Origin of the sequence: Streptomyces sp. NPDC058877, assembly GCF_042742855.1 — a bacterium.
Classification (GTDB): Bacteria; Actinomycetota; Actinomycetes; order Streptomycetales; family Streptomycetaceae; genus Streptomyces.
Map to the genome: position 1 here is coordinate 38,457 of NZ_JBHYMF010000017.1, position 23,542 is coordinate 61,998.

A 23,542-nucleotide genomic window follows, 5' to 3' on the forward strand; every position below is an offset into this window, starting at 1 on the left:
TATGTTCCGGGGCCGAGAGCCTTCGAAGGGACCGATCCGTTGAACAAGAAGCTTGCGGCCGCACTGTCCGGCGGCGCGGTACTGGTGCTCGCGCTGTCCGGTTGCAGCGACGACGAGGGTGACAAGGTGGGTGACTGGGCGAAGACCTTCTGCGACCAGGCGAAGCCTCAGATCCAGAAGCGGGCCGACGCCCACCAGATCATCATTTCGACGGCGGCCGACAGCAAGCCCGCCGAGATCCAGGCCGCCGATTCGAAGGCGTTCCAGGACATCGCCAATGCCGACCGGGCCCTCGCCAAGGCCGTTGAGGCGGCTGGGGCCCCGCCCGTCGAGAACGGCGAGAAGGTCCAGCAGGACGCGATCAAGGAGCTCAATGCCACCGCCCTCGCCTACGAGGGGCTGAAGAAGCAGGTCGACGCACTGGACCCGACGAACCAGCAGAAGTTCGCGGACGGCCTCCAAGGCGTTGCCGACGGTCTGAGCAAGATCGAGAAGATGGACCAGAACGCCCTGTCCAAGCTGGAGGAGGGCGAGCTCGGCCAGGCGATGGCCAAGCAGCCCGGCTGCCAGAAGCCCACGGCCTCGGTTCCGCCGAAGACGTCCGCCTCCCCGAAGGCCGGCTCGACCGCCGATGCGGACCCCGGTGCCGCGGAGCCGACGCAGAAGGCGACGACCCAGCCGTCGACCGCGAAGCCCTCGGCGAGCAAGGACGCAGAGGAGTAGGACCCGGGCCGACCGGCCGGGCGGCGCCCCGACACGGGCCCTCGGTCGGTCGCCGTGGTCCGGCCCACCGTCTTCGTCCCCCGTTCGGCCGGCAGTCCGACCGGCCCGGGAAGGACGTCCGACCGGCCCGGGAAGGACGTCCGACCGGCCCGGGAAGGACGTCGGGCCGGTTCGGCGGGGGGCGATCGGACGGCCGTCGCCGGGTCGGCCGCCCCGATGTCGGTGGCGGCCGTCACAATGGAGCGGTGAGTACGACCAGCCTGCCCCCCCGCCTCCCGGTGCCCACGCACGCCGTCCGTCTGCGCGAGGCCCTGCTCGCCGCCGACTTCACCGCCGACGGACTGCTCGACCTGCTCGGCGCCCCGGCCTACGCGGCGCTTGCCCGCAGCGAGACCGTGCCCGCCCTGCGCGCCACCCGTGGTGACTCCCCGCTGGCGACGCTCGTCCGGCTCTTCCTGCTCCAGGAGCCGGTGGCGGACGACCGGGCCGCCGCTGCGCTTCCCCTGGACGAGGCCCTCGCCGACGGCTGGGTGGTCCGTGCGGACGGCACGGTGTCCGCCACCGTTGACGTCCGGCCGTACGGCGGGCCGGACGGTGAGGACTGGTTCATCGTCTCCGACCTGGGCTGTGCCGTCGGTGGTGCCGGCGGCATCGGCACCAAGGACGAGGGCGTCGTCCTCGGCGTCGGTGGAGCCTCCACCACGCTCGCCGGCATCACGGTCCGTACGCCGGTCTCCTCCGCGCTCGACCTCGGAACCGGTTCCGGCATCCAGGCGCTGCACGCCGCCCAGCACGCCACCCTGGTCACCGCCACCGACCTCAACCCCCGCGCCCTGGAGTTCACCCGGCTCACCCTGGCCCTCTCCGGGGCCCGGGAGGCCGAGCTGTTGACGGGCTCGCTCTTCGAGCCCGTCCGGGGCGCCACCTATGACCTGATCGTTTCCAATCCGCCGTTCGTGATCTCACCCGGCGCCGGGCTGACCTACCGGGACGGCGGGATGAGCGGCGACGACCTGTGCCGCACGCTCGTGCAGCAGGCCGGGGAGCGGCTGAACGACGGCGGTTACGCCCAGTTCCTCGCCAACTGGCAGCACGTCGAGGGAGAAGAGTGGCAGGACCGGCTGCGCTCCTGGGTGCCGCGCGGCTGCGACGCCTGGATCGTGCAGCGCGAAGTCCAGGACGTCACCCAGTACGCGGAGCTCTGGCTGCGGGACAGCGGTGAGCACCGGGGGGACCCGGAGGCCTATCGGGCGGCGTACGACCGCTGGCTCGACTCCTTCGAGGCGAGCAGGACCCGCGCCATCGGCTTCGGCTGGATCACGATCCGGCGGAGCGAGGCGGTGGCCTCCGGTGCCGTCGAGCCCTCGATCCTCATCGAGGAGTGGCCGCACCCGGTCGAGCAGCCCCTCGGCCCCGCCGTCCGCGCCCACTTCGAGCGCCAGGACTACCTGCGCGACCGCGATGACGCCGCGCTGCTCGCCGACCGGTTCGTGCTCGCTCCCGAGGTGGTGCAGGAGCAGGTGGGGCTGCCGGGTGCCGAGGACCCCGAGCACGTGGTGCTCCGGCAGAACCGGGGCATGCGCCGCGCCACCAAGGTCGACCACGTGGGCGCCGGGTTCGCCGGGGTGTGCGACGGCACGCTCAGCGCGGGTCGCATCCTGGACGCGATCGGCCAGTTGACGGGCGAGGACCCGGTCATGTTGCGGGACCGCACGCCCCGGGCGATCCGACTGCTCGTCGAGGAGGGCTTCCTGGTTCCCGTCAGCGGGGAGGAGCACGCCGCTTGATACGGATCGAGCTGAACGAGGCTTCGCTCGGGGCGACCCGGATCGCGATCAGCCCGCTGCGCGACGCGTTCTGCGCGATGCACCTCGCGCTGCCGAACCGCCACCCGTCCTGGCCCTACCAGGGGTGGCTGGGACGGGCGCGTGAGGTGTGGCGCGAGGACGATCGGCTCCGCCCGCTGTGGGACCTGTTCACCCAAGGCCCGACGGACGTCTCCGATTTCCTGCTGCCCCGGCCGTTCGGCACGGTCCACGTCCGGGAGGAGCTCGCCGCGCTGCGGGACACCGACCCGGAGTTCGTCCGCGCCCAAGTGGCTTTCTGCTACCCCGGTATGGCCGATGCTCCTTTCGTGCGGCCGTACCTGAAGGACCCGGAGGCGGCCTGCGCGGCGCTCGCCGACGCGTACGAGGCCTACTGGGAGGGGGCGGTCGAGCCGTACTGGCCGACGATGCGGCGACTGGTCGAGGACGAAGTGCTGGTCCGGGCGAGGACGTTCGCGACCGAGGGCGTCGACGCGTTGTTCGCAGGCCTGGAGACGAGGGGCCGCTGGAATCCTCCGGTCCTCGAACTGACCAAGCACATCGACGTGGAGTACGCGCCCGGGGAGCGCCGACTCGTCCTGGTGCCGCTGGTCTTCGCGGAGGGCTGCCGGCTGTACTCGATGGACGACCCCGAGGTGTTCGCGCTCAGTTTCCAGGCTCGGGGCGCCGCCGCGCTGCGCGAACCGCCCGAGCCCGTCGCCGAGGACCGGCTCGGGCTGATGCTCGGCCGGGGCAGGGCCGCGGTGCTGCGGGAACTGGGCGGGCCCCTGACCACGGCCGGACTCGCCGATCGCCTCGGGCTCGCGCCCAGCACGGTCTCCGAGCACTTGTCGGTGCTTGCGGAGGCCGGGGTGGTCACCCGTCACCGCGTCGGGCGTTCCGTCTACTACCAGTTGACGGATACCGGCCGTTCGCTGCTCGCGCTCCTCGCGGGGGAGGGCGTTCTCACGGCCGTCGCCTGAGGCCGGGCCGCGGGGTCGGTGGCGGGGGCGGGACCGGCCCCGCGGCCGACGATTCGGGCGCGCCCGAATCGATGGTCCGGTCCTCCCGTCCGCTCCTACCGTCCGGCGCATGCTCGCAATCGAGGCGGACGCGCTGCGCCGCACCTTCACCAGCAGGACCGGATGGCCGCGGCCCCGTCGCACCGAGACCGAAGCCGTGCGAGGGGTCACCTTCGAGGTGGCGCCGGGGGAACTGTTCGGCCTGCTCGGCCCCAATGGCGCCGGGAAGACCACCACCATCAAGATGCTCAACACCCTGCTCCTGCCGACTTCCGGCACGGCCCGGGTGTTCGGCCACGACGTGGCCCGCGACCCCGTCGCGGTGCGCCGCAGGATCGGCTACGTCTTCGGCGGCGACCGGGGGCTCTACGACCGGCTTTCCGCGCTCGACAACCTCCGCTACTTCGCCGAGCTCTACGGTGTCCCCGCCCGCGGCCAGAAGCGGCGCATCGACGAACTCCTCGACCTGGTCGGCCTCGCGGGCCGGGAGCGGGAACGAGTCGAGGGGTACTCGCGCGGCATGCGACAGCGCCTCCACATCGCCCGCGGCCTGCTCCACCGCCCCGACGTCCTCTTCCTCGACGAGCCGTCCATCGGGGTCGACCCGGTCGCCGCCCGCGATCTGCGCCGTACGGTCGCCGACCTGGCCGACACCGGCACCACCGTCCTGCTCACCACGCACCACATGGCCGAGGCCGACGAGCTCTGCGACCGGATCGCCGTGATCGCGGGTGGTCGGATCCGTGCCCTCGACGCTCCCGACGCCCTCAAGGGGCGGGTACGGGGGCGGGACGTGCTGGAGGTCGAGGCGTACGGCGTCGATGACGCGCGGCTCGACCTGCTGCGGCGCGTCCCCGGGGTGCGGGGGGTGTCCGTGGAGGACCGCGGCGCCCTGCAGACCGTGGCCGTGCAGACCGGTCGTGGCGCCTCCGAGCTGCACGGACCCGTCCTGGCCGTGCTCGACGGGGTACGGATCGGCAGGGTCACCAGCCGCGAACCGTCCCTGGAGGACGCCTACATCGCGATCGTGGAGGAGGGGGTGCGGCAGGAGGCGACGACTGCGGGTGCGGAGGGTGCCGCAGGAGGGGGCCCGGGCGGAGAGGGGGCCTTCTGCGAGGGGGCCCTCCCCACGCCCGGGGGCGGGACCGCTGGCCTGCCCGGGGGCGTGACCGAGGAGGCGTCCGCATGAGGCGCCTGCCACGGCTGTTCCTTGTCGGGATGCGCATCCACGTCTCCTCCATGTCGCGCTCCCCGATCGAGATCACCTTCGCCGTCCTCGTGCCGCTCGTCTACGCCACCCTCGCCGTCTACCTGTTCCGCGCCGCCGGCGATCCCGACCGGCTGCTCACCGCCTCCGTCGGCGCCGGACTCATGGGCATCTGGGGCTCCGTGCTCTTCGGCTCGGGCGGCGCCGTGCAGAACCAGCGCTGGCTGGGCACCCTGGAGACCCTCGTCGTGGCGCCGACGCCGCTCGCCCTCGTGCTGCTCCCGATCACCCTCGCGACCGCCGTCATCGGCACGTACGCGATGGGCGCCACGATCCTCTGGGGCGTCCTGCTCTTCGACGTGCCGCTCGACTTCGCGCACCCGCTGCTCTTCCTGCTCGCCGTTCCGGTGTGCGTCCTGGTCCTCGGGATGACGGGGCTGCTGCTCGCCGCCACCTTCGTCCTGCTGCGCAACGCCAATGCCCTCGCCAACCCGCTCGACACCCCCGTCTGGCTGCTGTCCGGGCTGCTCGTGCCGATCACCGTGCTGCCCGCCTGGACCCGTCCGGTCTCCTGGGTGCTGCCCACGACCTGGGGAGCGCGGGCCGTGCACGCGGCGACCTCCGGCGGGGACGTGATCACGCCGCTGCTCACCGCCGCTGCGCTCGGGACCGGATGCGCACTCGTCGCCGTCCTCGTCCTCGGGCGCGTGGAGCGCCGGGCCCGTGCCGCCGCCACCCTCGCCCTCACCTGAAAGGCCAGCAGTGATCTTCCGTTTTCTTGCCACGGCCAGGCTCGTCATCGTCGGCGGGGCGATGTCCTACCGGGCGCTCTTCAACTGGACCACTCCTCCGATGTTCATTGGAACGCTGCTGGTCGGCCCGCTCCTCCAAGTGTTCTTCTTCGTCTTCCTGGGCAGGGAACTGGGTGTCGCCGACGATCGTTTCCACCTCGTCGGCAATGCCGTCCTCGCAGCTTCCGCCTCCTGCGTGTACGGCGGCACGATGGCCATCGCCAACGAGCGTCGGTACGGAACCCTCGGGGCCGTTCTGCTCTCGCCGCGGCGCCGGGTTCCGCTGTGGCTCGGACGTGCCGTCCCGTACGTCCTCAACGGGCTGTTCACCAGCGCCTTCGTGCTCACCGCAGCCGTGCTCCTGTTGGGCCTGCCCGTGCCTGCCGGGTCAGTGCCTGCGCTGGGGCTGGTGCTCCTCGTCGCTGCGGGTGGCTGTTCCGCCTTCGGGCTCGCGCTCGGGGCGCTCGGGTTGCGCTTCCGCGACGTGTTCCTGGTGTCGAACGTGGCCAGCTCGGGGCTGCTGCTCCTGACCGGTGCCGCCGTGCCCCAAGAGACGCTGCCGCAGTGGATGCGGATCGCCGGGGAGCTGCTGCCGCTCACCCACGCGGCGGACGCGGCACGCGGGCTGACCGGGGGCGATGCCCTGGAAGGGCGTCTTCTCGGTGCCGAGCTTGCGGTCGGCCTCGGATGGGGGCTGCTCGCCGTCGTGCTCCTCGCCGTCTTCGAGCGGGGCAGTCGGCGCCGGGCCACGCTCGACGTCATGTGACGCACGCCTCCCTCCGTCGGCGAGTGCTGCCGGGCACCGGGGTCGGTACGGAACGGAAGGATCCGCACAAAGATTTTCGCCCAAAAATGAACGAACTGTTGTGCAAGGTACTTTTCGCTCGATGCCCGCGGTGCGGTGGCGCCACCAGAGGGGGGCGGGGAGACAAGGGGTGGGGAAGGCCACTTGCCGGCGGATCACTACCGGCCATCTTCGTGAAACCGTAGGGGGCGGCCCGCGTCGTTCACCCGGAATTCGTGCCCCCGACGCCCAGAGCTGTCAGCCTCGGCTGCGGGAGACGAAGACCGCAGGCGAACGGAACGGGGTACGGGCATGGAGAGCGGGCCGGCGATCTTCGCGGGGGCGGCGTTCACGCTGTTCGGAGGCGCGCTGCTGCTGTGGACGACCGTGCGGTCACTGCACCGTGAGCCCGTCGTCCACGGGGTCGCTCCGGGCGCGGCGGTCGCGCTGACGAGCCTCGCCGGCTCCGTGTTCCTCCTCCTCGGCGTCTGGTGCTTCGGCCGGATCTGATCCCGCCCCGCGCCAGCCCCCGACCTCCTTCTGACCTCGCCGGCCCGTCCGCGCGCCCCGCCCGACCGGGAGTCCGGGCGGCAGGAATGCCAAGACTCGGGTTACCGTTCGAGTGGCCGTTGCGGGCTTTCGCCGTTTGACACGGGGGCGGGTTGTACCGTCACACTCCGCAGCGACGGGAGCGTCACCGTCCGTGCCGCTGCCGTGCGTGCCCACGTGCCGTGCGTGCCCGCACGGGCCAGAGAGTGTCGACCGGAGAGAAGAGCCAAGTTGTCCCCGACCAGCGAGACCGCACACGGCGGCCGCCGACTCGTCATCGTCGAGTCGCCCGCCAAGGCGAAGACGATCAAGGGCTACCTCGGCCCGGGTTACGTCGTCGAGGCGAGCGTCGGGCACATCCGTGACCTCCCCTCCGGCGCCGCCGAGGTGCCGGAGAAGTACACCGGCGAGGTGCGCCGCCTCGGGGTCGACGTCGAGCACGACTTCCAGCCCATCTATGTCGTCAACGCCGACAAGAAGGCGCAGGTCAGGAAGCTCAAGGAGCTGCTCGCCGAATCCGACGAGCTCTTCCTCGCCACCGATGAGGACCGCGAGGGCGAGGCCATCGCGTGGCACCTCCAGGAAGTGCTGAAGCCCAAGGTCCCGGTCCACCGGATGGTCTTCCACGAGATCACCAAGGACGCGATCCAGCAGGCGGTCCGCAATCCGCGCGAGCTGAACAAGCGGATGGTCGACGCCCAGGAGACCCGACGCATCCTCGACCGGCTGTACGGCTACGAGGTCTCGCCGGTCCTGTGGAAGAAGGTCATGCCCCGGCTGTCCGCCGGCCGCGTGCAGTCCGTCGCCACCCGTCTCGTCGTCGAGCGGGAGCGCGAGCGCATCGCCTTCCGCTCGGCCGAGTACTGGGACCTCACGGGCACCTTCGGCACCGGTCTCGCCGGTGACCCCTCGGGCCCCTCCTCGCTGGTCGCCCGCCTCGCGACGGTCGACGGCAAGCGCGTCGCACAGGGCCGTGACTTCGGCTCCGACGGCCAGCTGAAGACCGCGAACGTGCTCCACCTCGACGAGCAGGGGGCCCGTGCCCTCGCCGCCGCCCTCGCCGGTGCCCACTTCGCCGTCCGCTCGGTCGAGTCGAAGCCGTACCGCCGCTCCCCGTACGCCCCCTTCCGCACCACGACCCTCCAGCAGGAGGCGAGCCGCAAGCTGGGCTTCGGTGCGAAGGCGACCATGCAGGTGGCGCAGAAGCTGTACGAGAACGGCTTCATCACCTACATGCGTACGGACTCCACGATCCTGTCCGACACCGCGGTGACGGCGGCCCGTGCGCAGGTCACCCAGCTCTACGGTGCCGACTACCTTCCGGAGAAGCCGCGCGTCTACGCGGGCAAGGTCAAGAACGCCCAGGAGGCGCACGAGGCGATCCGACCTTCGGGTGATCGTTTCCGCACCCCGGCGGAGACCGGTCTGACCGGCGACCAGTTCAAGCTGTACGAGCTGATCTGGAAGCGGACCGTTGCCTCCCAGATGAAGGACGCGACCGGCAACTCGGTCACCGTGAAGATCGGCGGCCGGGCGGCGGACGGTCGTGACGCCGAGTTCAGCGCCTCGGGCAAGACGATCACCTTCCACGGCTTCATGAAGGCGTACGTGGAGGGGGCCGACGACCCGAACGCCGAGCTCGATGACCGCGAGCGGCGCCTGCCGCAGGTCGTCGAGGGCGATGCGCTGACCGCCGAGGAGATCACCGCGGACGGCCACGCGACCAAGCCGCCGGCCCGCTACACCGAGGCCTCGCTGGTCAAGGAGCTCGAAGAGCGGGAGATCGGCCGCCCGTCGACGTACGCCTCGATCATCGGCACCATCCTCGACCGCGGCTACGTCTTCAAGAAGGGCACGGCCCTCGTGCCGTCCTTCCTCTCCTTCGCCGTGGTCAACCTCCTGGAGAAGCACTTCGGGCGGCTGGTCGACTACGACTTCACCGCACGGATGGAGGACGACCTCGACCGCATCGCCCGTGGCGAGGCCCAGGCCGTGCCGTGGCTGAAGCGCTTCTACTTCGGTGAGGGCGGTGCCTCCGGCGAGGGCGGTGCGGCGGACGCCGGGAACGGCGACGGCGACCACCTCGGCGGTCTCAAGGAGCTCGTCACCGACCTCGGTGCGATCGACGCCCGGGAGATCTCCTCCTTCCCCGTCGGCAACGGCATCGTGCTGCGCGTCGGCAAGTTCGGCCCCTACGTCGAGCGCGGCGAGAAGGGACAGGACGGCCACCAGAGCGCCGACGTGCCGGGCGACATGGCACCGGACGAGCTGACCGTCGAGCTCGCCGAGGAACTGCTCGCCAAGCCGAGCGGCGACTTCGAGCTGGGAACCGACCCGGTCAGCGGCCGCCAGATCGTCGCCAAGGACGGCCGCTACGGCCCGTACGTGACCGAGGTCCTACCCGAGGGCACCCCGAAGACCGGCAAGAACGCGGTGAAGCCGCGCACGGCCTCCCTCTTCAAGTCGATGTCCCTCGACACCGTCACCCTGGAGGACGCGCTCCGGCTGATGTCGCTGCCGCGGACCGTCGGCGTGGACGCCGAGGGCGTCGAGATCACCGCGCAGAACGGCCGCTACGGCCCGTACCTGAAGAAGGGCACGGACTCGCGGTCGCTCACCGACGAGGAGCAGCTCTTCACCATCACCCTCGAAGAGGCGCTCGCGATCTACGCACAGCCGAAGCAGCGGGGGCGGGCCGCGGCCAAGCCGCCGCTGAAGGAGCTGGGCACCGATCCGGTCAGCGAGAAGCCCGTGGTCGTCAAGGACGGGCGCTTCGGCCCGTACGTGACGGACGGCGAGACCAACGCCACCCTGCGCACCGGCGACAGCGTGGAGACGATCACCCCGGAGCGCGGCTACGAGCTGCTCGCCGAGAAGCGGGCCAAGGCCCCGGCGAAGAAGGCTGCCAAGAAGGCCCCGGCGAAGAAGACCGCGGCCAAGAAGACGGCCAAGAAGACGGCGGCGAAGAAGACCACCACGGCCAAGAAGACCGCGGCGAAGAAGACCACGGCGGCCAAGAAGACCACGGCCAAGAAGACCGCCGCGAAGAAGACCGCGGCGGCCCAGCCGGAGTAGTCCGCCGAGCCGTGTCGTGCGGGGGAGAGCGGGGGTTTCCCGCTTTTCCCCGCACGTCCGGAACCACCCCCTGGAGTGCCCGTTTCCGTCCCTCTTCCCGTGGTCGGCCCTCTGCCCGGGAGGAGGCCGCTCGGGCAAGTCTGGCCGGATAGGGTGGACGAATGACGCGAGCAGAGCAGCCAGACCGCTTGGGCGCTTCCGACGCCGCACTTGTCGCGGACTCCCGTGAGCGTGCCGTACATGCCCTGTTGCGCCATCAACCGCTGCGCAGGTTGTGGAGCGCCCATGCGCTCGGCAGCACCGGTGACGCCCTCGCCCTCCTCGTCCTCGTCCTCCTCGGCCTCCAGGCGGCCGTCACGGAGGGCGCGCTCGGAGGCGGCGAGCGGGGTGCGGCCTTCGCCGTGGCCGCCGTCGTCGGCGCCCGACTGCTGGCCGCGGTCCTCTTCGGGGCCGTCCTCCTCGGTCCGCTGACCGTGCTCACCGGGCCGACCGGCCCGTTCGACCGCCGCTGGACCATGATCGGCGCCGATGTCCTGCGCATCGCGCTGCTCGTGATCGCCCCGCTCTGGATCGACTGGACCCCCGGCAGCGCCCTCTGGTACCTGCTCGGCACCGTCTTCGTCACCGGCGCGGCCGAGCGGCTCTGGACCGTCGCGCGCGAGGGCGCCGCGCCCGCACTGCTGCCCGCCCCGCCGGTGGAGGGCAGCGCCGTGCGGCCGCTGCCCGACCACCTCGGTGCGCTGCGCCGACTGTCCCAGCGCACCGCCTTCCTCGCCGTACCCGCGGCAGCGGCGGTGCTGCTGGTCGCCACGCTGGTCGGAAACCTGCTCGGCCTCGGGATCGACTGGTTCTCGCTGCACCAGGCGGCCCTCGGCTCCTACGTGGCGGCCGGACTGTTCGCCGCCACCGTCACCGTCCTCTACGCGGTGCTGCTGCCCACCGGTGCGACGCCCCGCCCCCGCTCGCCCCTGGAGGGCCTGCGACGGCCCTCGACGCCCAAGGGCAACTCCGAGGAGGACAAGGGACGGACGCCGGAGAAGGGCCGCACCGGAGCCCTGCCGCTGCTCGTCCTGACCTGTGCCGCGGTCGCCGGGGCGATCGCCGCAGCAGCGTCCCTCGCCGTGCTCCACGCGTACGACCTGGACGGCGGACCCGTCACCTATGCGCTCCTGGTGCTGGCGCTCAGCGGCGCCACCGCCGTCGGCATCCGCACGGCGGACTCCGTCCTGCCCGTTCTCTCGCGGCGCCGACTGCTCGCCCTCGCGACCGCCGTCACCGGTGTCGCCCTGATCGCGACGGGCCTGGTGCCGGACACGGCGACCGTGCTGTTGCTCGCCGCCCTCGCCGGCTACGCGGCCGGGGTCGCCGCGCACACCGGTCACACCCTCGTCGACCAGGAGGTCGAGGAGTCCCGCCGGGCCAGGACCACCGAACACCTCCAGGCCAATGCGCGCCTCGCCGTGGGCCTCGGCGCGGTCGCGGCCCCGCTCCTCGCCGCCGCGATCGGACCGCACCGACTGGCGTCAGGGGACTTCGTCTTCGCACACGGCGGCGCGGCCTTCACGCTCGCCCTCGTCGGCGCCCTGCTGCTCCCGGTCTCCGCGCTCGTCCTCGGAAAGACCGACGATCGGGCGGGAGTCCCGCTCCGCCGTGACCTGCGCGACGCGCTGCGCGGCTCCGACCCGGCCCAGGCGCCCTTCCCGACCGGCTTCTTCATCGCCCTGGAGGGTGGTGACGGTGCCGGCAAGTCGACCCAGGTCCGGGCGCTCGCCGAGTGGATCCGCGCCAAGGGACACGAGGTCGTCGTCACCCGCGAGCCCGGTGCCACCCCGATCGGAAAGCGGCTCCGTTCGATCCTGCTCGACGTGTCGTCAGCGGGGCTGTCGAACCGTGCCGAGGCCCTGTTGTACGCGGCCGACCGGGCGGAGCACGTCGATTCCCTCGTCCGGCCGGCCCTGGAGCGGGGCGCGGTCGTCATCTCCGACCGCTACATCGACTCCTCCGTGGCCTACCAGGGCGCGGGCCGTGACCTGTCCCCGACCGAGATCGCCCGCATCTCCCGCTGGGCCACCGACGGCCTCGTCCCCCACCTGACCGTGGTCCTCGACGTCTCCCCGGAGACCGCGAGGGAACGGTTCACCGAGGCGCCCGACCGGTTGGAGTCCGAGCCGCCGGAGTTCCACGCACGCGTACGGGCCGGATTCCTCGCCCTCGCAGCCGCCGACCCCAGCCGCTACCTCGTCGTCGACGCCGGCCAGGAGCCGGAGGCCGTCACCACCGTCGTGCGCCATCGACTCGACCGGGTGCTACCGCTCTCCGAGGCCGAGGTGAAGGCCGTGGCGGAGGCCCGTCGCAAGGTGGAGGAAGAGGCCCGGCGGCTGGCGGAAGAAGAAGCCGCCCGCAAGGCGGAGGAGGAGCGTCTGGAGCGCGAGCGCCAGGCGCAGCTCGCCAAGCTCCGTGCCGAGGAGGCGGAACGCAAGCGGCGCGAGGAGGAAGAGGCGCGCCGCCTGGAGGCCGAACGGCAGGCGGAGGAGGAACGCAGGAAGGCGGAGGAGGCCAGGCTGGCCGCCGAGGAGGAGCGCAAGCGACTCGCCGCCGAGGAGAAGGCCCGCCAGGAGGAGCAGGAGCGGCTCCGCAAGGAGGCGGAGGAGGAGGCCCGACTGCGGGCCGAGGCCGAGGCGCTCCGTCTGGAGAAGCAGCGCAAGGCCGAGGAGGCCCTGCTCCGTGCCGAGGAGGCCCGCCGGATGGCCGAGGCCGCCGCGGCGGCGAAGGCGGCGGAGGAAGCGGCGGCGAAGGCAGCCGCGGAGAAGCTCGCGGCCGAGGCCGCGGCGAAGGCTGCCGCCGAGCGCGCTGCCGCCGAGCGCGCTGCCGCCGAGCGGGCAGCCGCCCAGCGGGCGGCGGAGGCGGAGGCGGCCCGCGAGCGGGAGGCCCGGGAGCGGGAGGCCGCCGAGCGCGCCGCGGCCGAGCGGGCGGCTCGCTCCGTCGAGGAGTCGGCGAACGAGGTCACCGTGGTGACCCCGGTCGTGCGGCCGGAACCAGACGCGCCGACGGTGTCCCCGGACGAGGTCACCGTGGCCACTCCGATCGTGCGGCCGACGTCCTTCGAGAAGACGGAGCCCACACGGGCGGGTGACCCGCGGACGGCAGGGAAGTCCGAGCCCTCCGGGAAGCCCGAGGCCGAGACCGCCGTCCTGCCGCAGGTCCGGGACGCCGGGGACGGTCGGGGCGTCGACGAGACCGCCGTCCTGCCGACCGTACGGGACCCCCGGGTGCCCGCCCCGACCGACCGGGTGCCGCAGGGCTTCTTCCGCAAGGAGCCCGTCGAGCGGGAGGAGCCCCACGGGGCGAACGACCGGACGCGGGAACTGCCGCAGCTCGACGAGAACGGCCGGCCGCGCCGCCGCTCCGACTGGGCGGAGGAGACCCCGCTCGACGATCTGCCGACCCTCGCGGACGAGTTGTTCGGCTCGCACGAGGACGAGGACGAAGACCCGCGCCGACGCCGCTGAGGCGGAGAACCGCCCGTCGCGTCGGGCCGGCGGAGCAGCGCTGCGACATCGGCCGGGGCGCAGCAGCGCTCCGCCAACCCGGGAACGCGGCATTGCGGCATCGGCCGGGGGACGCGGCGGTGACCCGGGCCGGGGCGCGGCCTCCGGAGCACTCGGTCCCTCCGCTCCTCGGCGGGGGATGTCGGAGGGCTGCCCCACAATGGAGGACGTACCTGAGGAGGGGCAGACATGGCCGTATGGGACGACCTGGTCGGACAGACCCGGGTCGAGGAGCAGCTCGCCGCCGCCGCGCGCGACGCCGACGCCTTCGTGACCGCCCACGCCGCCGGAGAGCCGGGCCCCGAGGCCTCGAAGATGACCCATGCCTGGCTCTTCATCGGCCCGCCGGGGTCCGGCCGGGCGACGGCGGCCCGCGCCTTCGCCGCCGCACTGCAGTGCGTGAGTCCGGACCGGGCGCTCGGCGGGACCCCGGGCTGCGGCTTCTGCGACGGTTGCCACACGGCGCTCGTCGGTACGCACGCGGACGTGGAGGTGGTCCGCACGGACCTGCTGTCCATCGGCGTGAAGGAGACCCGCGACCTCGTCCGGCGCGCCCAGCTCTCCCCGGCGGGAGGCCGTTGGCAGGTCATCGTCCTGGAGGACGCCGACCGCCTCACAGAAGGCGCCGGAAACGTGCTCCTCAAGGCCGTCGAGGAGCCCGCACCGCGCACGGTCTGGCTGCTCTGTGCGCCCTCCCTGGAGGACGTGCTGCCCACGATCCGCTCCCGTTGCCGCCACCTGACGCTGCGCACCCCGCCGGTGGACGCGGTCGCCGACGTGTTGATCCGACGCGACGGCATCGAGCCGGAGGCGGCGCACGCCGCCGCCCGCGCCACCCAGGGGCACATCGACCGGGCCCGGCGGCTCGCCACCGACGAACGCGCCCGCTCCCGCCGCTCCGTCGTCCTGAAGCTGCCGCTGCGGGTCGAAGACATCGGCGGTTGCCTCAGGGCCGCGCAGGAGCTGGTCGACGCGGCGTCGGAGGACGCGAAGCAGGTCGCGGAGGAGATCGACGCCAAGGAGACCGAGGAACTGAAGGCAGCCCTCGGCGCGGTGCAGGGCGGACGGATGCCGCGGGGCACGGCCGGGGCGATGAAGGAGTTGGAGGAGCGGCAGAAGCGGCGCAGGACGCGCACCCAGCGCGACAGCCTGGACCTCGCGCTGACCGACCTGACCGGTTTCTACCGGGACGTGTTGGCCCTCCAGCTTCACTCGCGCACCGCCCTCGCCAACACGGACGTACGGGACGCGCTCGAACGGATCGCCCGCGACACCACCCCCGAGCGGACCCTTCGACGGATCGAAGCGGTCCTCGCCTGTCGCAAGGCCCTCGACCGGAACGTGGCACCGCTGCTTGCGGTGGAAGCGATGACGATGGCCCTGCGCGACTGAGCCGACCGCCGGCGGAGACGCTCCGGTCCCCACCGCGGCGGTCGCGGGCCGGAACCCCGAGGCCCTCACCCACCGCGCCCCGGTCCACCGGTCAACGGCCGTGCCGCGTCCGATCGCCGCAGGAGGCGCCGGGAACGATTGGACACATTCCGTACCTTGCCGGATACCCTCCGGCAATGGACTCCAGGCGTTTGCTCCGCACGTCCGCCACGGCCCTCGCCGCCGCCGGACTGATCCTCTCCGGCTGCTCGGGCGGAAGCGGCGCCGCCGCGTCCCGCAATGCCGAGGGCCAGAGCCCCGCAGCGGGTCTCTCCGCGCCCTCGTCCGGGGCGCTGAAGAAGTACTACGGCCAGACCCTGAAGTGGCGCGACTGCGGAGTCGAGGGCTTCCAGTGCGCCACGCTGCGCGCCCCGCTCGACTACGCGAAGCCGGACGGGGAGGAGATCGAGCTCGCGGTCTCCCGGGTCCGGGCCACCGGCCCCGGCAAGCGCCTCGGCTCGCTCCTGGTCAACCCGGGCGGTCCCGGCGGCTCCGCCGTCGGCTACCTCCAAGGGTACGCGGGCATCGGCTACCCGGCACCGGTCCGCGCCCGCTACGACATGGTGGCCGTCGACCCGCGCGGCGTCGCCCGCAGCGCGCCCGTCGAGTGCCTGACGGGCGCCCAGATGGACGCGTACACCCAGGTCGACCAGACGCCCGACGACCCGGCGGAGGTCGACGCGCTGGGCACCGCCTTCAAGGAGTTCGCGGCAGGCTGCGAGAAGCGCTCGGGAAAGGTGCTCCCGCACGTCTCCACCGTCGACGCGGCCCGTGACATGGACGTCCTGCGGGCGGTGCTCGGCGATGCGAAGCTCACCTATGTGGGGGCCTCGTACGGCACCTTCCTCGGTGCCACCTACGCCGAGCTCTTCCCCGACCGCGTCGGCCGGCTCGTCCTGGACGGGGCGATGGACCCGTCACTCTCCGCGCTCGACCTCAACCGGGACCAGACCGGTGGCTTCGAGACCGCCTTCCGTGCCTTCGCGGCCGACTGCATCCGCCAGCCGGACTGCCCCCTCGGCACCGAGTCCGTCGCCGCTGCCGGGGAAGCGCTGAAGAAGTTCTTCCGTGACGTGGACGCCGAGCCCGTGCCCACGGGGGAGAGCCGTGAGCTCGGCGAGTCCCTCGCGACCATCGGGGTGATCGCCGCCATGTACGACGAGGGCGCCTGGCCCCAGCTGCGGGAGGCCCTCACCCGGGCGATGAACGGCGAGGGCTCCGGCCTCCTCGCCCTGGCCGACAGCTACTACGAGCGCGAGGCGGACGGCACGTACGCCAACCTCATGTCCGCCAACGCCGCGGTCAACTGCCTGGACCTGCCGCCCGCCTTCTCCAGTGCCGCCGAGGCCGCGAAGGCCGTCCCGTCCTTCGAGAAGGCCTCCCCGGTCTTCGGCGAAGGGCTCGCCTGGGCCGCCCTCAACTGCACCTACTGGCCCGCCCCGGCCACCGGCCGGCCGCACCGCATCACCGCGGAGGGCGCCGCCCCGATCCTCGTCGTCGGGACCACCCGCGACCCGGCCACCCCGTACCGCTGGGCCCGGTCCCTGGCCGAGCAGCTCTCCTCCGGCACCCTGCTGACGTACGAGGGCGACGGCCACACCGCCTACGGCCGGGGCAGCGACTGCATCGACACCGCGATCAACGCCTACCTCCTCGAAGGCACCCCGCCGGAGGACGGAAAGCGCTGCTCGTAGGCCTCATCCGGGGGTGGTCGGAGCACCTCCGGAAACTGTGTAGACTTGGCGACGCTGCTGCACCCACGATGGGTCTGCACGGTGTGCCGCCTTAGCTCAGTTGGCCAGAGCAACGCACTCGTAATGCGTAGGTCTCGGGTTCGAATCCCGAAGGCGGCTCAAGAAGAGGGGCCAGGTCACATTGCCCGTGACCTGGCCCTTTGTCATTTCCTGATCTTCGGATTGGTAGAGACCACTTGGCGTGTAGGTCTCGTTCCCACCCTCCATGGGAACGGAATGGGAACATGCCGGTTCCCGGGCGTTCCCACAGCCTGATTAGGTGGGGCCGAGCTTCTTCCCGGCGGCCTTGCCCTTGGGGCTCTTCTCCGGCCCCTTCTTGTCCTTCTTCGGCTTCCTGGCGGCCTTCGCCGCCTTCTTGCGCGCCTTCTCCACCAGGACGACCGCAGCTTCGGCGGCGGCGTCTTCCAGGGTGGGCATGATCGAGGTGTAGGTGTCCATCGTCATGCGCAGCGACGAGTGGCCGAGCATCTGCTGAATGACCTTCGGGGCCACGCCGGCGGCGAACGCCTGAGATCCGGCGCCGTGGCGGGCGTCGTGCAGACGGATGGGCGGGAGGCCGGACAACTCAACCAGCCGGTCCCAGCGGTCGGTGAACACCTGGGGGTGGTACTCCTTGCCGTTCTCGTGAGTGAAGACCCGGCCGCCGGAGTCGATCCAGGCGTTCTCCTTCTCCCATGTCTCGCGCTCGGCCTGCTGTGCCTTCCGCCATGCCTTCAACAGGGCCACGGCCTGGGAGTCGAGCTTGATGTCGCGGACGGAGTCCGCCTTCGGGGTGGCGTCGTGGACCTCGTACGAGACGGTGACCAGCTGCTCGGTGACGTGCAGCACGCTCTTCTTGAGGTCGATCTCGTGCCAGGTGATCGCGGCAGCCTCACCGCGGCGCAGGCCCCGGAAGACAACGAGGTGCCACAGAGGGAACAACCTGTCGCTGGACGCGAAGTCGAGGAACTGGGCGGTCTGCTCTGTCGTCCAGACCATGACAGGACTGGGCTTCTTCCCGGTGCGCTTCCAGCGGGCTACCCGCTCGTCCGTCCAGACCAGACCCTTGGGTTTGGTGACCTTGGGCAGGCTGACCATCGTGGCGTAGTTCTTCGCGATCAGCTCCTCGTCCACGGCGTCGGCGAGGGCCGAGGATAGAGTCGCGTTGATCGAGCGCATGGTCGCCGGTCCGGTGACCCGCTGGACCTTCTTGCGGGCTTCGGTGTGCTGTCGGCGAAGGTCCCACCAGCGGGCGCGCAGCTCGGTGCGCAGCTCCTTCTGGTCCTGTGGCGTGGCCATCCATGTCTCGTAGGCGGTGCGGGCCTCTTCGCCGAGTTTGTCAGTCTTGGCGCGGTGCTCCTCCCGGCGCTCGTTATCCTCCACGATCCAGTCGTACATGGCCTGGATGCTGCGCGTGTGCAGGTGGCGCATCTGCAGCTTGCCCAGGTGCGGGATGAAGTACAGCTCCGCGTCCCTGGTGTACTCGTGGTGGGTGGTGACGGCCAGGTCGTGCTTCTTCTTCTTGAGCCAGCGGCGCAGGTACTCCTCGACGGTCTCCTTGGATAGGACGTTGATGCCGTTCTGGGCGGCCTTCCAGACCTTCTCGGCGGCGTTGGCCGCGTCCTCCTGGGTGCGGAAGCCGCCCTTCTTCGCCCGAGGCCGGCGGGAGCCGTCCGGGTTGGGCGGCAGCTCTATGGAGTAGTACCAGGAGCCGTGAGCGCGCTGGGTGAGCTTTGGGCAGGTCTTCTCCAAGCCCCCGATCTTCGGGGACCCGTCAGGGTTGTAGAGGAGCTTGCCCTCCTTGTCGGAGAGCTGCCCCTTGCAGGAGCACCGCTTATAGGTCTTGTCCTCGAACATGTTCTCGATTACCCCCCTGGGCTGATCGTTCCCTTTGGATCACCGTACGCATACAGTCTTCATCGGGAAGACCTGTATCACCTGGAGATCTCCTCTCTAGCCTGTAAAGTGATCGCGAGTTGGCGCGGGGGAGAAACGCGGCAACGAGATGACGACATCGAGCACAACCGCAAATGCCGACCAGCCCGGGATGAGCTTGAGCGAGGTCTTGGCGCTGCCCGCGACGGTCAACGTCGTGACGGCTGCCCGCGCGCTGGGCATCGGTCACAACAAGGCGTACGACCTGATCCGGGAGGGCAGGTTCCCCGTTCGGACGCTCCCGCTCGGGAGTACGGTGCGCATTCCCACAGCTGCGCTGTGGGAGGCGCTGGGGATCGGCCCGCTGCCGCATAGGGATGCAGCGAGCCGCTGAGAGGGTGGGCCCTATGCCTCGGCTGTACGGTTTCGAGGACCAGAGACTGTCCCGGGTTCGGGAGCAAGAGCGGCAGGTCACGCGGGAAGCGGTAAGCCGCCTCCTCGCTGGCCAGCCGCGTTCCGCTGTCGTCTCCTGGATGAACGCGGAGGGGCACCGAGGCACGATGGGCGGCGAGTGGACCAACGGGTCCCTGGGTCGGTACCTCGCCAACCCTGCCGTCGCTGGCCTGGAGCGTAACCAAGCGGGGGAACTGGTCGAGACTGGTCGCCCTGCCCTGATCACGTCGGCGGAGTTCCTCCAGTTGGAGGCCCAGTCAGGCCGTGCGGACGCTGCGGTCCGGGAGGATGACTTCCCTTACCTGCTCTCGGAGGGGCTCACCGAGTGCGGCCTGTGTGATCACGGGATGACTGGGGGCCGGTCCAATGCCGGCACCCCCTCGTACCGATGCCATGACTGTGGCCGCGTCCGGGTCACGGCCACCGCCCTTGAGGACTATGTCGGCGAGCACGCGCTTGCCGAGCTATCCCGGCCGGGCACGCGAGCTGCCCTTGAAGCCGCCCAGGAGGAGATGAAGGTCGAGGCGGAGGCGCTGCGCGTGCGAATCCAGGACCTCGTGGCCTCACGGGGCGCTCTCGCTGAGCCGTACGCAGAGGGCCACGTCGGGCGCGTGGCCCTCGCGGCAGCGGACGGGACGATCAACGAGAAGTTGAAGGCCGCCCGCTCGCGCTTGCGGTACATCGAGCAGATCGCCGATGCCAAGCTGCCCCTCGGCACAGTCAAAAATCTGGTTCGCTGGTGGGGGCACGCGCCTTCCAGCTCGAAGAGGGCCATCATTGCGCTTCTCTTCGACCGTGTGCGCGTGCTGCCTGCTCGGGCCCGCGGCGTGCGAAGCGTGGATGATCGGGTCGAACTCAAGTGGCGCACAGTACCGAAGGTCTGACCTGGCGGCGTGTCGGCGCCGGTCAGTCGCGAGCTACGCCTCTGCGCTCTGCCGCTGCTCGCGTTTCTGCGTGAGGTGTCTTTCGTAGGCCATTCCCAACGAAAACTTGTCGCCAGGCTTCAAGTCGAGGCTCTTGTAGATGCGGCCGAGCCGGTTGGTGACGGTCCTGAGGTCCACGCCGAGCTCGGCGGCGATGGACTCGTGTGTACGACGGTCGAGGAGGCCGCGCAGGATCTTCTCGTCGTCGAGCGTGAACGCCACACTCCCGGAGAAACGCGCGTAACCGCCGGTCCAGGGGTCGGCACGATTCCACTGCTCTTCGTAGACAGCAACGAGTTGGGCGACCATGCCAGGGTTCGTTACCAACCAACCCGTGTTCCGGTTGAGGTAGCCCGGGCCGGGCCGGTGGTCGGAGATGATGGCGCGGCCGTTGGCTTCCTTGCCGTCGACGATGACCATGCGGTGGAACCCTCCGGGCAGGGTACGTACTTCGCCGCCGAGCTCGGTGACCTTCTCCGCCCATGTGCGTTGGTGCGCCTGGTGTCGTGCGCTGTCGAGGTAAATCGTGCGGTACTTGATGCCTTTCCCCAGATTGTCGAGGTCACGAGGCGTTGTCTTGTCTATGACCTTCTGGCTGCGTTCGACCGGCTGCGCAGTCCAGACCGTGGCTCTGACGCCGTGCAGGGCCTCCACGACGGCCGCATTGCACTCCGGGGGGTTGGCGAGGAACTTCATGCCGCCCTCATCCGAGCTTGGGCGTCGGGGAAGTTCTTCAACAAGCCGCGCCGTATCGAGAACGTGGGCGATCCGCTTTTGCACCGCGCGGAGTTCGATTTCGACCTGTTGACGCAGCACATCACTGCTTTCCAGCAGGACGTAGTGATTGGGAGTCCATGGGTTGGCGACGATGAGGCCGCCCGTGAGGAGTTCTTCGAGTCCCGGTGTGCCTGGCTCAACCTGCTGGGAACCGTCCGCGATCACGGCGTAGAGAGAGCGTGCGACAGCCGAGAGGCCACCAATCAGACCTGACGGACTGTGATCCCCTTTGTCGTGATTCATGCCAACCCGCCCCTTACGTGTTCAGGAAATGCGCGTACGCGCATGCCTTCTAGCTTGATTGTTCAACTCCAAATCGATCAAGCTCGGTATCCATAGTTCGTCGACTCTGCCTGGCGTAAACCATCAGGTGACGCGTGGGGCTTGAGGGGATGAACTGAGCCATGTGCTGGGCGACGGGATGACGTTGCCGGAGGGGGCCTGATATGACCGACCGTGTTCGAACAGCCCCGAGAAAGTGGAAATCCATGAAGAAGCTGCGACGCAACGTACTGACCAGCCTCGCCGGCGCTACCGCGGTCACCGCCCTGCTGATAGCAGGCGTCGGCGGCACCTCGTCCGTCCAGGCGGACCCGGAGTGGGGCACTCTCACCCCGGAGGTAGTCCTGGCGGACCCGGAGTGGGGTCGGGTCGCGCCGCTTCCCACGGCCGAGCTGGACCCCGAGTGGGGCAGCGCACCGAGGGCGGAAGCACTGACGGACCCCGAATGGGGATGAAGAACCCCTAAGAGCGGCCCTGTCCTCTCTTAGGCGCTGGGCGGGAGGTTGATGGCCTGACCCCCGCCCAGCGTCTCTCCAGGAGCGACCTCGACCTGCCCAAAGGCCCGTAAGTGATGGTTGTGGGCGTGCAGGCGAGTGATGACGCTCGGGCCGGAGCGATGCGGGTCGCGATGCCGGAAACGGCGGGGGTTGATACGGCCCGGTAGTGCCCGGCTGCGTGTGTCCTGGGGGGCGCAGTGCGTAGCAGTGGGACGTTGGGTGACGCAAGGGGATAGGGCGGCCACGCGGAGACGTGCTGGCCGGTGGTGGCATGCGCGGGGCTGCAGGGGCCCCGCAACGGGGAGGGCAGCAGAGTGGCGATCGATCCGAGACGGGTGCAGCAGCTGGCGAAGGAAGCGGATGCGAGCGGAAGGCCCGTGTTGAGCCCCGGTGCCGCGAGGGAGGCTCTGGCTGCACTGACCGTGACGGATGTCGAGAGGGTTGAACCGAGACCGCAGCGCGTCCCCATCGGTGGAGTTTGCGCCCTGCAGCAGGCAAGTTGACCAGACGTCGAGACCCGGGGCGCTGGCTGTTCTTCCAGCTCCCCGGTCACGGGGTAGAGGCTTGAAGATCAGGAAGCCTGCACCAAAAGATAGGCTGCAACATTGGAACGTGATACTTTCACCTCGTGATCGGGGACGGCCGCAGCCGCGGAACCGGCCCGCTCACACGCCGGTACGACATCCCCACCTCGGTGTCTGGCGGGTGGCACATCCCCCGCGCCCTGCCCGTCAGACGCCGGCTCCGTCCCATGCGGAGCCACCAGGGAGAACGGACCGGCGGTCCGGACGCACGGACCCGCCTCGATTCCGGTCGAGGCGGGTCCCCGCGCGTCCGGGGCCATCCCTTGCCCGCCGCTCCGGCGGTCGGCCCGGCTGCAGGAGGACGACATGGCGGCGACCGCCGAAGGCCCCATCCCCACTGGCAAGAAGGAGCGAACCCCGCCCTTCCCGGGCGCGGTATGGTGCGACGCCTGCGAACGCTGGTGCTCCCCCGCAGGAATCTGCGGCTGCAACAACCGCTGACGAGCACCCCATGACGGACACGACTCCTGCCACGCCGGTGACGCCAACGAAGCTTCTCCATCTCGTCGGCCACGCGGAGAAGCGCCGACTCACCCCCGAGGAAGCGGCCCGACTACGCGAGGGGGTGAGCTTCAACACGCCGGAACCCGCGGCCCCTAAGGGCCACTCCGGGAAGCCCACACCCCTTGGCCCCACACCTGACACCGCCCGCCTGCCCCGGCCAGACCTCCTGAGCAAGGCACCGCTACTCAATCGCCGCGTCCTCACCATCGCGGAGCAGGACGCACTGTGGGCCACCATCGCCCACCTCGTCGGATCGGCCGGACATCGCCCCGTTCCATTTCCCGTCGTCCGTACGGTGGTTCGTGCGACTCTCAACGAGTTCAGCCTCCTCCTCCCCCCGCCGGCCCCGGACCCCGGCATGTGCTCCAGCAGGTTCGCCGACCACCAGGGCCTGTGGTGGCAGTGCCGAAAGCCCAGGCACCACAACCCCACCGAAGGCCACGCAGCTAGGGAATGGATCTGGGCGGACGAGAGCTCCGGGCGGGAAGCGTGAGAGCGTTCTACCGGGGTTACGACGAGCGCACCAACCGGCGGCACCCACTAGTCAGGAGGCTCCATGTCGTGCGCGAAGACGGGAAGTTCCCCGGCCGGGCCGCCGAGTGTGGCACAGGCGGATGGCCTGTCACCAACAGTCCGGTCGTCATCCTCGACCCCATGCCGTCCGTCCCTCCCGAGGGTCTGACCTGGTGCCCTCTCTGTGTCGGACGAGCTGCCGAGCGCGCCGGACTGCTGCCTGAGTTCGCCGCCCGACTGGCCACAGCTGGTCACGAGGGGGCGCGGTGAGCAACCTCCACGCCGGCGTCGGAGATGCCCAGCCCTCGTGGTGCTGTTGCCCAGTATTGGGGCCCGGTTGCCCCTGTAGCCACTGAGCGGCGAGCCCAGTCGCTGGCGCCCCTGTTCTCACCCTTGGCGCCCCGATTGCCAGGCGCCAACGAAGGGGGCGCTGCCCGCCAGCTCCTGACCAGTCGACCCATAAAAG

General features: G+C 70.8%; 17 protein-coding genes and 1 tRNA gene. 16 read left to right on the top strand and 2 right to left on the bottom strand.

Features of this window, described 5'->3' with window-relative positions; translation table 11 throughout:
- Positions 1 to 39 precede the first annotated feature (39 nt).
- The 12 genes from ACFW2Y_RS06585 to ACFW2Y_RS06640 all read left to right on the top strand — a co-directional run bounded on the left by ACFW2Y_RS06585 (position 40) and on the right by ACFW2Y_RS06640 (position 16,788).
- Positions 40 to 723 (top strand): small secreted protein, encoded by a 684-nt coding sequence (locus ACFW2Y_RS06585; protein WP_384874457.1) that lies wholly within the window; start codon positions 40 to 42, stop codon positions 721 to 723.
- 245 nt (positions 724 to 968) lie between these two features.
- Complete coding sequence (locus ACFW2Y_RS06590; RefSeq protein WP_384874460.1) at positions 969 to 2,510, top strand: methyltransferase; 1,542 nt, start codon at positions 969 to 971, stop codon at positions 2,508 to 2,510.
- Positions 2,507 to 3,511 carry an ArsR/SmtB family transcription factor gene (locus ACFW2Y_RS06595; RefSeq protein WP_384874463.1) on the top strand — a complete coding sequence of 335 codons (1,005 nt, stop codon included), beginning with the start codon at positions 2,507 to 2,509 and terminating at the stop codon, positions 3,509 to 3,511. The genes ACFW2Y_RS06590 and ACFW2Y_RS06595 overlap by 4 nt, the downstream gene beginning before the upstream one ends.
- Positions 3,512 to 3,620: 109 nt before the next feature.
- On the top strand, positions 3,621 to 4,739 hold the full coding sequence (locus ACFW2Y_RS06600) for an ATP-binding cassette domain-containing protein (protein WP_384874465.1): 1,119 nt from the start codon (positions 3,621 to 3,623) through the stop codon (positions 4,737 to 4,739).
- Positions 4,736 to 5,509 carry an ABC transporter permease gene (locus ACFW2Y_RS06605; RefSeq protein WP_384874467.1) on the top strand — a complete coding sequence of 258 codons (774 nt, stop codon included), beginning with the start codon at positions 4,736 to 4,738 and terminating at the stop codon, positions 5,507 to 5,509. The genes ACFW2Y_RS06600 and ACFW2Y_RS06605 overlap by 4 nt, the downstream gene beginning before the upstream one ends.
- 10 nt (positions 5,510 to 5,519) lie before the next feature.
- Positions 5,520 to 6,314, top strand: a complete 795-nt coding sequence (locus ACFW2Y_RS06610) for an ABC transporter permease (RefSeq protein ID WP_384874470.1) — start codon at positions 5,520 to 5,522, stop codon at positions 6,312 to 6,314.
- Positions 6,315 to 6,644: 330 nt separating this feature from the next.
- Positions 6,645 to 6,842, top strand: coding sequence for a hypothetical protein (locus tag ACFW2Y_RS06615; RefSeq protein ID WP_384874473.1), 198 nt, complete (start codon positions 6,645 to 6,647; stop codon positions 6,840 to 6,842).
- A gap of 270 nt (positions 6,843 to 7,112) precedes the next feature.
- On the top strand, positions 7,113 to 9,956 hold the full coding sequence (gene topA, locus ACFW2Y_RS06620) for a type I DNA topoisomerase (protein ID WP_384874476.1): 2,844 nt from the start codon (positions 7,113 to 7,115) through the stop codon (positions 9,954 to 9,956).
- A 161-nt stretch (positions 9,957 to 10,117) separates the two neighbouring features.
- Positions 10,118 to 13,465, top strand: coding sequence for a dTMP kinase (tmk, locus tag ACFW2Y_RS06625; protein WP_384874479.1), 3,348 nt, complete (start codon positions 10,118 to 10,120; stop codon positions 13,463 to 13,465).
- 228 nt (positions 13,466 to 13,693) lie between these two features.
- A complete protein-coding gene (locus tag ACFW2Y_RS06630) occupies positions 13,694 to 14,896 on the top strand; it encodes a DNA polymerase III subunit delta' (RefSeq protein ID WP_384874482.1) in 1,203 nt (400 codons plus the stop codon).
- A 176-nt stretch (positions 14,897 to 15,072) separates the two neighbouring features.
- A complete protein-coding gene (locus ACFW2Y_RS06635; RefSeq protein WP_384874484.1) occupies positions 15,073 to 16,629 on the top strand; it encodes an alpha/beta hydrolase in 1,557 nt (518 codons plus the stop codon).
- An 85-nt stretch (positions 16,630 to 16,714) separates the two neighbouring features.
- Positions 16,715 to 16,788, top strand: a tRNA-Thr gene (locus tag ACFW2Y_RS06640).
- Between the two features lie 156 nt (positions 16,789 to 16,944).
- Here ACFW2Y_RS06640 and ACFW2Y_RS06645 read toward each other — a convergent pair.
- Positions 16,945 to 18,525, bottom strand: coding sequence for a tyrosine-type recombinase/integrase (locus ACFW2Y_RS06645; RefSeq protein ID WP_384874487.1), 1,581 nt, complete (start codon positions 18,523 to 18,525; stop codon positions 16,945 to 16,947).
- Between the two features lie 190 nt (positions 18,526 to 18,715).
- On the opposite strand from ACFW2Y_RS06645, the gene ACFW2Y_RS06650 reads away from it, so the two are divergent.
- Together ACFW2Y_RS06650 and ACFW2Y_RS06655 are read left to right on the top strand one after the other, a co-directional pair.
- The gene (locus ACFW2Y_RS06650) at positions 18,716 to 18,937 is read left to right on the top strand and encodes a DNA-binding protein (protein ID WP_384874490.1); all 222 of its coding nucleotides are present in this window, start codon (positions 18,716 to 18,718) and stop codon (positions 18,935 to 18,937) included.
- A gap of 13 nt (positions 18,938 to 18,950) precedes the next feature.
- On the top strand, positions 18,951 to 19,880 hold the full coding sequence (locus ACFW2Y_RS06655; RefSeq protein WP_384874492.1) for a recombinase family protein: 930 nt from the start codon (positions 18,951 to 18,953) through the stop codon (positions 19,878 to 19,880).
- Positions 19,881 to 19,913: 33 nt separating this feature from the next.
- Here the strand turns inward: ACFW2Y_RS06655 and ACFW2Y_RS06660 are convergent, their stop codons facing one another.
- A complete protein-coding gene (locus tag ACFW2Y_RS06660; protein WP_384874495.1) occupies positions 19,914 to 20,939 on the bottom strand; it encodes a hypothetical protein in 1,026 nt (341 codons plus the stop codon).
- 245 nt (positions 20,940 to 21,184) lie between these two features.
- On the opposite strand from ACFW2Y_RS06660, the gene ACFW2Y_RS06665 reads away from it, so the two are divergent.
- A complete protein-coding gene (locus ACFW2Y_RS06665; protein ID WP_384874498.1) occupies positions 21,185 to 21,433 on the top strand; it encodes a hypothetical protein in 249 nt (82 codons plus the stop codon).
- Positions 21,434 to 22,510: 1,077 nt separating this feature from the next.
- Positions 22,511 to 23,056, top strand: a complete 546-nt coding sequence (locus tag ACFW2Y_RS06670) for a hypothetical protein (protein ID WP_384874500.1) — start codon at positions 22,511 to 22,513, stop codon at positions 23,054 to 23,056.
- Positions 23,057 to 23,542 lie beyond the last annotated feature (486 nt).